8 protein-coding genes are annotated in these 10,155 nt (G+C 66.9%); 5 read left to right on the forward strand and 3 right to left on the reverse strand.

What is annotated here, in order from left to right:
* The first annotated feature begins 5 nt into the window (after window positions 1–5).
* The 4 genes from BRAO375_RS28400 to der all read left to right on the forward strand — a co-directional run bounded on the left by BRAO375_RS28400 (window position 6) and on the right by der (window position 4,510).
* Window positions 6–1,601: a class I adenylate-forming enzyme family protein gene (locus tag BRAO375_RS28400; RefSeq protein ID WP_009030877.1), complete on the forward strand. Its 1,596-nt coding sequence runs from the start codon at window positions 6–8 to the stop codon at window positions 1,599–1,601.
* Between the two features lie 181 nt (window positions 1,602–1,782).
* Complete coding sequence (locus tag BRAO375_RS28405; RefSeq protein ID WP_009030878.1) at window positions 1,783–2,436, forward strand: tetratricopeptide repeat protein; 654 nt, start codon at window positions 1,783–1,785, stop codon at window positions 2,434–2,436.
* 84 nt (window positions 2,437–2,520) lie between these two features.
* Window positions 2,521–3,057 carry a hypothetical protein gene (locus tag BRAO375_RS28410; protein ID WP_009030879.1) on the forward strand — a complete coding sequence of 179 codons (537 nt, stop codon included), beginning with the start codon at window positions 2,521–2,523 and terminating at the stop codon, window positions 3,055–3,057.
* Between the two features lie 82 nt (window positions 3,058–3,139).
* Window positions 3,140–4,510: a ribosome biogenesis GTPase Der gene (gene der, locus BRAO375_RS28415; protein ID WP_009030880.1), complete on the forward strand. Its 1,371-nt coding sequence runs from the start codon at window positions 3,140–3,142 to the stop codon at window positions 4,508–4,510.
* Here der and BRAO375_RS36645 read toward each other — a convergent pair.
* Together BRAO375_RS36645 and BRAO375_RS28420 are read right to left on the reverse strand one after the other, a co-directional pair.
* Window positions 4,399–5,562, reverse strand: coding sequence for an acyltransferase family protein (locus BRAO375_RS36645; RefSeq protein ID WP_009030881.1), 1,164 nt, complete (start codon window positions 5,560–5,562; stop codon window positions 4,399–4,401). The two genes, der and BRAO375_RS36645, sit on opposite strands and share 112 nt — an antisense overlap.
* 128 nt (window positions 5,563–5,690) lie before the next feature.
* Window positions 5,691–7,157, reverse strand: coding sequence for a helix-turn-helix domain-containing protein (locus tag BRAO375_RS28420; RefSeq protein WP_009030882.1), 1,467 nt, complete (start codon window positions 7,155–7,157; stop codon window positions 5,691–5,693).
* Between the two features lie 146 nt (window positions 7,158–7,303).
* On the opposite strand from BRAO375_RS28420, the gene BRAO375_RS28425 reads away from it, so the two are divergent.
* The gene (locus BRAO375_RS28425; protein WP_009030883.1) at window positions 7,304–8,941 is read left to right on the forward strand and encodes an isocitrate lyase; all 1,638 of its coding nucleotides are present in this window, start codon (window positions 7,304–7,306) and stop codon (window positions 8,939–8,941) included.
* Between the two features lie 305 nt (window positions 8,942–9,246).
* Here BRAO375_RS28425 and BRAO375_RS28430 read toward each other — a convergent pair whose 3' ends face one another.
* Window positions 9,247–9,864 carry a LysE family translocator gene (locus BRAO375_RS28430; RefSeq protein WP_009030884.1) on the reverse strand — a complete coding sequence of 206 codons (618 nt, stop codon included), beginning with the start codon at window positions 9,862–9,864 and terminating at the stop codon, window positions 9,247–9,249.
* Window positions 9,865–10,155: the final 291 nt, after the last annotated feature.

Consider the following 10,155-nt stretch of genomic DNA (forward strand, 5'->3'; position numbering starts at 1 on the left):
ATCCAATGCAGTGGTCGCAACATGCCAAGATCGCGCCGATGCGCTCCGAGCAGCGCTTCGGCGACCGTGTCGTGCCTTTGTTCGTGGAGCGTCCGGCCAGCATCTGGGCGATGGTCAAGGAAGCCGCCACGCGCCATCCGGATGGCGAGGCGCTGGTCTGCGGCGACTGGCGCCTGAAGTGGCGGGACGTGGTGCCCCAGGCGGGCCAGATCGCCGCGCTGTTGCGCGACAAGGGACTTCGACGCGGCGACCGTGTCGCCCTGTTGCTCGGCAATCGGATCGAATTCGTGCTGTCGCTGTTCGCTGCCGCCCAACTCGGCCTCATCACCGTTCTGCTCTCGACCCGCCAGCAGAAGCCGGAAATCGCCTATGTGTTGAACGATTGCGGCGCCAAGCTGCTGCTGCATGAGGCCTCGCTCACCGAGCGGCTGCCGGACGTTGCCGACGTCCCTGATCTCATGCATCGGATCGCCGTCGATGACGACATCGGCCGGTCCGAGCTTGCGCGGCTTGCCGACCGTGCGCCGCTCGCGGCCGAGGAGGACGTCGCCGAAGAGGACACCGCGATGATCCTCTACACGTCCGGGACCACCGGTCGTCCGAAGGGCGCGATGCTGGCTCACTGCAACATTGTCCATTCCTCGATGATCTACGAGGCGTGCCTCGGCCTGACGCCATCCGATCGGTCGATCGCGGCGGTGCCGCTCGGCCATGTCACCGGCGTGGTTGCCAACGTCACCAGCATGGTGCGCTGCGCCGGCACCTTGATCATCATGCCGGAGTTCAAGGCGGGCGAATATCTCAAGCTCGCGGCGCGCGAGCGCGTGACCTACACGGTCATGGTGCCGGCGATGTACAATCTCTGCTTGCTGCAGGCTGAGTTCGACAGCCATGACCTCTCGTCCTGGCGCATCGGCGGCTTCGGCGGCGCGCCGATGCCGGTCGCGACGATCGAGAAGCTGGCGGCGAAGATCCCCGGCCTGCGGCTGGTCAACGCCTACGGCTCGACCGAGACCACCTCGCCCTCGACCCTGATGCCGCCCGATCTGACGGCGCGGCACATCGACAGCGTCGGCTTGCCTTGTCCCGGCGCCAGCATTCTGGTGATGGACGCGCGGGGGCGGGAGTTGCCGCGCGGTGAGATCGGCGAGATCTGGATCGGCGGCGGTCAGGTGATCAAGGGCTATTGGAATCGGCCGGAAGCGACGGCCGAGAGCTTCACGGCAGGCTACTGGCACTCGGGGGACCTCGGCTCCATCGATGCCGATGGCTTCGTCCGTGTCTTCGACCGCCAGAAGGACATGATCAACCGCGGCGGCCTGAAGATCTATTCGGCCGAGGTCGAATCGGTGCTCGCCGGCCACCCCGCCGTCGTCGAGAGCGCGATCGTCGCGCGCCCATGCCCGGTGCTGGGCGAGCGAGTCCATGCCATCGTGGTGACGCGCGCGCCGGCCGAGGCCGAGGATCTGCGCCGCTGGTGCGCCGAGCGGCTGTCCGACTATAAGGTGCCGGAAACCCTGATCGTGACGCCGGACCCCCTGCCGCGCAACGCCAACGGCAAGGTGATGAAACGGCAGTTGCGCGAGGCCTTGACGGCGTGATAGCCGCCTTCGACCGCTGGAGCGGCCGGGGAAGACGAGTAGCGCCTTGATTCGGCTGCACTCGCCTTGCCACCGCCATACCGATGCGGTATCCGCGCCGGCGTGCGGGCAGTGGGCGGCTCGCGCGGCACTTCAGCTCCATCCGATCGCGCTCGCAGCGAACTCTATGGGATGAAATTAAGTGTCTGAATTCATTGATGAAGTAGACGAGGAGGTCCGTCGGGAACAGCTCAAGAAGCTGTGGGACCGCTACTCGATCTTTATCATCGCCGTCGCGGTTCTGATCATCGTCGGTGTCGGCGGCTGGCGCGGCTACCAGTATCTCGAGGCCCAGAAGGCGGCCGAGGCCGGCACCGCCTTCAACAAGGCCATCGAGCTCTCCGAGCAGAACAAGCACGCCGAGGCCGAGAAGGCCTTTGCCGACGTCGCCGCTATGGCCCCTTCCGGTTACCGCATGCTCGCGCGTTTCCACCAGGCGGCCGAGGCCGCGGTGCGCGACAAGGCGGCCGCGGTGAAGCTCTACGACGAGCTCGCTGCGGACCGCAGCATCGGTGCCGAGCAGCAGTCCATGGCGCGTTTGCGGGCAGCAGGCCTGCTGGTCGATACCGCGCCTTACGCCGATCTTAAGCAGCGGCTCGAAAGCGAGACCGCGGCCGGCGCACCGTTCCGCCATGCCGCCCGTGAGATGCTGGCGCTGTCGGCGTGGAAAGCCAATGATGCGGCCGCGGCCCGCCAATGGCTCGACATGATCGCATTGGATGGTGACACGCCGCCGGGCTTGCGCTCGCGCGCCGAGGCGCTGCAGGCCCTGCTGCCTGCTGTCGCCAAGAGCTGATGCAACAGCTGATCCAAGAGCTGATGGTGCGCCAATCGCGGCTTTTGCGTCGGCGAAACTGAGTTTGATCGGAAGATGACCACCATGCGCCGCCCTCAACGCCTCATCGCCCTGTCCGTTCTCGTCGCGCTCACGGGCGCCCTCGGCGGCTGCGCCAGCGGCGGCAGCTTCGACCCGTCCGACCTGCTCGACTTCCTGGACACCAAGAAGAAGCTGCCGGGCGACCGCAAGCCGGTATTCCCGGAGGGCGTCCCCGGTCTGGAGCAGGGCGTGCCGAAGGAGCTCTACAAGGGCGCTCAGCAGCAGCAGATGAACGATCCGGGCGCCGCGGCGCAGGCGGCTGCGCCGCCGCCCGAGGAGCCCAAGGCCAAAAAGGGCGCCAAGGGCCGGCAGCAGGCTGCCGTGAGCAATCCGACGCCCGCCGATCCGCAGGACGGCGAAGCCGCTGCGGTCGAGGAGGGGGCCGCTGCGGTTCCGCCTGCGCCCAAGCCGAAGAAGATCGTCCGTCGCCGAACCACCGCGCCGCCGCCGGACGAGGCTGCGCCGGCTCAGCAGCCGCAGGCGCAACGGTCCGGCGGTGGCTTCCCGGCACCGATGCCGAGCGGTTCGTTCAACCGTTAATCTCACCGGCGAATCGGCCGATCGCCCGTTCGGTTTTGCGGCCGAATGCGCTAAAGCTGCGCGCTCACGCGCACGGATCATCATGTCCTTCACCATCGCCATCATCGGCCGGCCCAATGTCGGCAAATCGACCCTGTTCAACCGCCTGGTCGGGCAGAAGCTGGCGCTCGTCGACGACATGCCGGGCGTGACCCGCGATCGCCGCGAGGGCGAGGCGAAGCTCCATGATCTCCATTTCACGATCATCGACACCGCCGGCCTCGACGAGGGCCCGAAGGGCTCGCTGACGGCACGGATGCAGGAGCAGACGGAGACCGCGATCGCGCTCGCCGACGCCCTGTTCTTCGTGATCGACGCCCGTGTCGGCCTGACGCCCGCCGACCGCGCCTTCGCCGATTTCGCCCGCCGCGCCGACAAGCCGGTGCTGCTGCTCGCCAACAAGAGCGAGGGCAAGCATGGCGAGCTCGGCGCGATGGAATCCTACGCGCTCGGCCTCGGCGATCCGATTGCGATCTCGGCAGAGCACGGCGAGGGCATGGGCGAGCTCTACGACGCCGTCAGCAAGCTGGTGCCGCCCACCGATGACGAGGAGGACGAGCGCGAGGAGACCGACGAGGAGCGGGCCGCCCGTCCGATCCGCGTCGCCATCGTCGGCCGTCCCAACGCCGGCAAGTCGACCCTGATCAACCACCTGCTCGGCGAGGAGCGCCTGCTGACCAGCCCCGAGGCCGGCACCACGCGCGACTCGATCGCCGTCGAGATCGAACACAAGGGCCGCAGCTTCCGCATCTACGACACGGCGGGGTTGCGGCGGCGGTCGCGGATTGAGGAGAAGCTGGAGAAGCTGTCGGTGGCGGATGCGCTGCGGGCGGTGCGGTTTGCTGAAGTCGTGGTGCTGATGATGGATGCGCAGAACCGCTTCGAGGAGCAGGATCTGCGTATCGCCGACCTGATCGAGCGGGAGGGGCGGGCGCTCGTCCTGGCCGTCAACAAATGGGACCTGATGGACGGCAAGCCCGGCCAGATCTCCGCGCTGCGCCGGGATGCCGACCACTGGCTGCCGCAGGTGGCGGGCGCGCCGATCGTCGCCGTCTCCGGATTGATGGGCGAGGGCATCGACCGGCTGATGCAGGCGATCGTCGAGGCCTACGCCATCTGGAACCGCCGCGTACCGACCGCGGCGCTGAACCGCTGGTTCGAGGGCGCGATCGCCGACAATCCGCCGCCGGCGGTGTCGGGCCGCCGCCTCAAGCTCAACTACATCACCCAGACCAAGGCGCGGCCGCCGAGCTTCGTGCTGTTCTGCTCGCGCGCCGACGCCATCCCGCAATCCTACCTGCGCTACCTCGTCAACTCGATGCGCGAGACCTTCGAGCTGCCGGGCACGCCGGTGCGCATCACCTTGCGCGAGAAGGCCAACCCGTTCGCCCACAAGCGCAAGCGGCCGAACTGATCGCCCGGCGATTGCCGCAACGGCTTGTCGACGAAGTGATAGGCCAGCATCGCGGCGCCCAGCGAAATGGCGACCTGACTGATGCCCCAGTTCAGGTTCGGATAGAGCCTGAACAGCGAGGCGGTGACCGCGAACAGCACCGGATAGTGCAGGATGTACAGCGGAAAGCTGATCTCGCCGACATAGTCGCACACCGCGGCCACGCGCCCGCGGAAATCGCCGACGCGGTAGAACACCACGATCAGCGTGCCGATCCAGGCGACGCAGTTCACCGCCGCGGAGCCGAAATGGTGGACGTCGAAGAACTTCGCCTGGGTGGCGACCGAGGCCAGCCCGGCGATCCCGAGCCCCACGACATAGCGGATATCGCGCGGCTGCCGGTACGCGACCCAGCCGGCAAGCCACGCCCACAGCATCACGATGCCCGTCAGCCAGTACGAGTTGCCGGCGGCGACGTATTCGTCGCGAAACAGCGGCCAGCCGACGAAGCACAGCCCCGAGACGATCATCAGCACCGGGATGTGCGGCCGGTCCTCCAGCTTCCGGAATAGCGGCGCGAGCAGGTAGTAGACCGCCTCGATCGACAGCGACCACGCCGGGTAGAGGAAAGAGATCATGACCGGCACGAACGCCTCGAGCAGCAGCATGCAGCCGATGAACTGCCAGGCGGTCGGCGCCTTGGCCGGAACGAGGTAGCCGCCGGCCGCGCCGAACACCGACCAGGCGAGCCAGCCGATCGCCACCGCCAGCACATTCAGCGGCAGGATCCGCAGCACGCGGCGGCGGAGATAGCCCTCGGGGCGGCTGGCGATGGAGTGGTGGATGCTGAAGCCGGAGATGACGAAGAAGCACATCACCGCCATCAGGCCGCTCCGGGTCAGAACGGGGATCGCCCGCTCGGCCGGGCCGACATTGTAGGTGTGGTCAAACAGCACCCACATCGCCAGCAGAAACCTGAGGCCGCCGAGCACCGGCCAGAATCCACGCTGCGGCTCGTTCATGACGCTGCCTTCGCCGACGGCCGGGCGCACCGTGCGCCGGGTGAAGACCATCAGTCCCAGTCATGAACAGTAATGATCGGACATCAATTCTAGCGGTAATATGATACGCAGGTACAGCTGAGCGCCTCTGCCGTGCTCCTTTCGAACCGATGTGTGCCATAGCGGTCACAGAGCCTCCCTCAATCCGCCGAGAAGCCGAACGGCACGGACGATGTCCTGAAATCGTCGGGCAGGATTTCGCGCCCGATCGGCGGCGCCGAGCGGGCGGCGCATTTCGGCCGGTGGCAGACGCGGCAGGCGGTGCCGATCGGGGTCGGCGCGTTGGCATCGGGACCGTGGCCGTCGCGGGTGTAGATCAGGTGCCCCGCATGCTCGGCCGCGCAGCCCACCGCAATGGCGCGCTCGACGCGCACCGCGCCATAGGAGCCGCCGCCGGCGGTCACCGTGCGCGCGATCGAGAAGAAGCGGCGGCCGTCCGGCAGCTCCAGCCATTGCGTCACGATCTGGCGCGGCGTCTTGAAGATGCCATGTACCGACCACAGCGGGCAGGCGCCGCCATGCCGCGCGAACGGAAAGCCCGCTCCGTCGAGCAGCTTCGAGACGTTGCCGGCGGGGTCGACCCGGATCAGGAAGAACGGGATTTTTTCCGCGCCGGGCTTCTGCAACGTCGTCACGCGATGCGCGGTCTGCTCGAAGCTGGTGCCGAACTGCCGCGCCAGCGCTTCGAGGTCGTAGGCCCTGGCATCGACGGCCCGAGCGAAGATCGAATAGGGCATGATGATCGCCGCCGCCGCGTAGGCCGCGAGTGCGCGGCGCGCCAGCAGCTCGGCGGTCTTGCTGGCGAACTTGCCATCCTCCAGCGCCGCACTGATCTCGGTGTCGAGCTCGAGATAAGCGAGCTGCCGCGCCAGCTCGAACTTCAGGCTGGCGCTGTCGAGCGAATCCTCGATCAGCAATTGCCGCCGGTGCAGGTCGAGCCGCCGCAGCGAGCCGAGCATCACGTTCGGCGGCATGTAGCGGACCTGGAGCTTGTGCTTCTCGCGAAACCGCTCGATGAAGCCGGCGGGGCTCGCGGAGACCTGCGGCGAGCCGGTCGCTGAGCCCTGGAAGATCGCTTGCGCCAGCCGCTCGGCCGCGTCGTCGAGCTGGGCAAAGTTGTTGCGGCGGGCGGCGAGGAAGCGGCGGACATCGGCGACGGGATCGTTGGCGTCAAAGCCCTCAGGCAGCGGCGCACCGCCGGAGATCGAAGGCGCCCGCTCGGCCAGCGCCAGCTGCTCCTCGCGATACGCCGTGTACAGCCGCAGGAAGGCCTCGGCCATGCCGGGATAGCTGACGGCGAGGTCGGAAATCTCCAGCGCGGGGATGTCGATGTCCGAGAACATCGGGTCCTTCAGCACCGATTGCATCCGCGCGGTGTGGTCGGCGCCGCCGTCGCCGGCGAGGTCGGCGAGGTCGATCTTGTACGTTCGCGCCAGCCGCAGCAGCATGTCGGCCGTCACCGGCCTCTGGTTCCGCTCCAAAAGGGCGACGTAAGGTGCTGAAATCTCGAGGTCTGCGGCCATGTCGGCCTGGGTCAGGCCGAGCTCGCGGCGAAGCCTTCGCAGGCGCGGGCCCATGAAGATCGAGCGTGCGGTGGCGGTGGTCATGGCCTGTTCTCCCGGGCCTGTAAGCTCCTTACAGCTATACACGAGAGATTTGTAAAGTGTGACAAGTTTTCCGCGCAATGTCTGGTCCGCGCGCTGTGGGTGCTTACAACAGGTCCCAGGTTGTCCTTAACCAAGGGATCACGGACATGAACTTCCAACCGCGTGGACTGAACGACCAGGCTCTCCAGGGACCCTCGTCCTACCAGGCCGAGGTCGAGGCGGCGCGTGCGCTGCTCGAGAGCAACCCGACCTGGAACGGCGTCACCGCCGAGGCCGTGGCGCGCATGCGCCTGCAGAACCGCTTCAGGACCGGTCTCGACGTCGCCCGCTACACCGCGGCCGTGATGCGCGCCGACATGGCCGCCTATGACGAGGACAGCACCAAGTACACGCAGTCGCTCGGCTGCTGGCACGGCTTCATCGCGCAGCAGAAGCTGATCTCGATCAAGAAGCATTTCGGCCGCACCGACCGCCGCTACCTTTATCTGTCCGGCTGGATGATCGCGGCGCTGCGCTCCGAGTTCGGCCCGCTGCCGGACCAGTCGATGCACGAGAAGACCTCGGTGCCCGCGCTGATCGAGGAACTCTACACCTTCCTGCGACAGGCCGACTCGCGCGAGCTCAACGATCTCTTCCGCACGCTCGACGCGGCCCGCAAGGCCGGCGACAAGGCGAAGGAGACCGAGATCATCGCCAAGATCGACGGCTTCCAGACCCACGTTGTCCCGGTCATCGCCGACATCGACGCCGGCTTCGGCAACGCCGAGGCGACCTATCTGCTCGCCAAGAAGATGATCGAGGCGGGCGCCTGCGCGCTGCAGATCGAGAACCAGGTCTCCGACGAGAAGCAGTGCGGCCATCAGGACGGCAAGGTCACCGTGCCGCATGACGTCTTCCTGGCCAAGATCCGCGCCTGCCGCCATGCCTTCCTGGAACTCGGCGTCGAGGACGGCATCGTCGTCACCCGCACCGACTCGCTCGGCGCCGGCCTGACGCAGCAGATCGCGTTCTCGAGCCAGCCGGGCGATCTCGGCGACCAGTACAACAGCTTCCTCGACTGCGAGGAAGTGACGCCGGAGACCGCGCGCAGCGGCGATGTCATCATCAACCAGAACGGCAAGATGATGCGCCCGAAGCGGCTGCCCTCGAACCTCTATCAGTTCCGTCCTGGCACCGGCGAGGACCGCTGCGTGCTCGACTGCATCACCTCGCTGCAGAACGGCGCCGACCTGCTGTGGATCGAGACCGAGAAGCCGCATATCGAGCAGATCGCCAAGATGGTCGACCGCATCCGCAAGGTGATTCCGAACGCCAAGCTTGCCTACAACAACTCGCCATCGTTCAACTGGACCCTCAACTTCCGTTGGCAGGTCTATGACGCGATGAAGGAGGCGGGCCAGGACGTCAGCAAGTACAACCGCGCCGAGCTGATGAAGGCCGAGTACGACGACACCCCGCTGGCGAAGGAAGCCGACGAGCGCATCCGCACCTTCCAGGCGGATTCGGCCAAGCGCGCCGGCATCTTCCACCATCTCATCACGCTGCCGACCTACCACACGGCGGCGCTGTCGACCGACAACCTGGCGAAGGAGTACTTCGGCGAGCAGGGCATGCTGGGCTACGTCAAGAACGTCCAGCGCGCCGAGATCCGCCAGGGCATCGCCTGCGTCAAGCACCAGAACATGGCCGGCTCCGATATCGGCGACGACCACAAGGAGTACTTCGCCGGCGAGAAGGCCCTGAAGGCCGGCGGTGCGCACAATACGATGAACCAGTTCGGCTGATTTCCGCCGGGTGAATCGCTGAACTGATGAGACCCGTCTGGAGCGGCAACGCTCCAGGCGGGTTTTGCTGTTTCGGAGCGTCTTCGCGACGGCCGGCGATTGCGCACGCTGCTCCGAGTTTGTAGCGCACTCTCTCCACAGCGTCATGGCCGGGCTTGTCCCGGCCATCCACGTCGATCGGCGGACTCGGAACGACGTGGATGCCCGGGACAAGCCCGGGCATGACGAGCAACAAATTGGCGCACCGTCACGCGGCAAGGGACTAAGTGCTCATTGTTGGGATCGGTGTCTCATCGAGCGAGGCTTCATCGCTCGCTCAACGCCAGCCTTGCCCCGAGCAACGCAAAGCCGCTGGCAAACGCGCGGCGCAGCCACATCATCACGCGGGGCCGGCTGACGACGCGATCTCGCACGGCTGATGCGAACAGCCCGTAGACCACGAACACCGCGAACGTCATCGCCATGAACGTGGCCGACAGCTCCAGCATGGCGGCGAGCGGGTGCGCCTCGTCCGCGGCGATGAACTGCGGCAGGAAGGCGAGGAAGAAGATCGACAGTTTCGGATTGAGGATGTTGATCAGGAAACCCGTCAGCACCACGCGCCCGGCCGAGCGCGCCTGCGCATCGTCCTTGGCCTCCACTGACAGCGCGCCGCGCTCGCCGAGCGTCTGCCAGGCCATGTACAGGAGATACGCGACGCCACACCATTTCAGCGCGGCAAAGGCCAGCGCGCTGGTGTGCAGCACGGCGGCGAGGCCGACGATCGCAGCCAGCATCGCCGGGATGATGCCGAGCGTGCAGCCGAACGCCGCGGCGACGCTCATGCGCGATCCCTTCGTCAGCGCGACCGCCAGCGTATACAGCACGCCGGTGCCGGGCGAGGCGACCACGATCAGCGAGGTCAGCAGGAAGGCAGTGGACATCGGCGGCTCCCAGGTTCGCGGCCGCGACGGCGGCCGGCGTCTTTCAAAAAACGAATCCCAACATTCCACGCCGCACCGTCTGACGATAGCGGGCCGCGCTTCACGTGGCAGCGAGCAGCCCAGGCGTGGTGCAGGCGCCGACATCGTAGCGCGTGAGGGTCATCAGGGCAGGGGACGCGTTCGACCGTCATCGCGGCGCGTTCGCGCCCGAGCTTTTCAGGTCGTCTCGCCCCCGAAATACAGAGGGCGCGGGGAATGCCGGGCTGCTGGCCGCAACCCATGGCCCGCCTG

Source organism: Bradyrhizobium sp. ORS 375, from assembly GCF_000239775.1.
Taxonomy (GTDB): domain Bacteria; phylum Pseudomonadota; class Alphaproteobacteria; order Rhizobiales; family Xanthobacteraceae; genus Bradyrhizobium.